Genomic DNA, 607 nt, shown 5'->3' on the forward strand with positions numbered 1-607 from the left:
GATTAGATACAAAAGATATTGGCTTTGATATTAGTTATATATCAATATATAATAAAAAATTAATTGACTTTGTTGATGAAAAAAGCTATAAAACAATAGCAAATTTAACCAAAACTTTAATTTATATGAATGGTGATAAATATATAAAACCTGATTATAAAAATGAAAAAGATATAAAAAATATTTTATATTTTAACTACGATAACATAGAAAAAGAAATAGAAAAACTTTCATTAAAAGATTTAAGCAATGAAGAAGAATTAAGCCTAGCTTTTTGGCTTTATCAAAATGAAAATTATATACAATCTTATACTACCTTAAAAAAAGTATCTAAAAATGCTTTCAAAGATAAAGATTATAGCACTTGGTTTATAAGTGAAATAAATAGAAAAAATTTCATTTTTAAAGGTGTAACCGAAGAAAACAAGGATAAAATAAGGTTTTATTTAAGAGAGATGGGTGAGATTGATATTGATGAACTTTATTTAAAACTACCTAAAAAGAATAGAATAGAAATCAAATCTTTAAAAGAACTAGAAAGTTTTTTAGATAAAAATTTGATTAAAATTAATGAGTTAAACGAAAAAATCTTATGGGATTATAACAT

General features: G+C 20.6%; 1 pseudogene. It reads left to right on the forward strand.

What is annotated here, in order from left to right:
• Nucleotides 1-607, forward strand: a pseudogene (locus tag JG677_RS08495) (hypothetical protein); the annotation flags it as partial.

It is taken from the genome of Campylobacter sp. TTU-622 (assembly GCF_016598965.1).
In the GTDB taxonomy this organism is placed as follows: Bacteria; Campylobacterota; Campylobacteria; order Campylobacterales; family Campylobacteraceae; genus Campylobacter_D.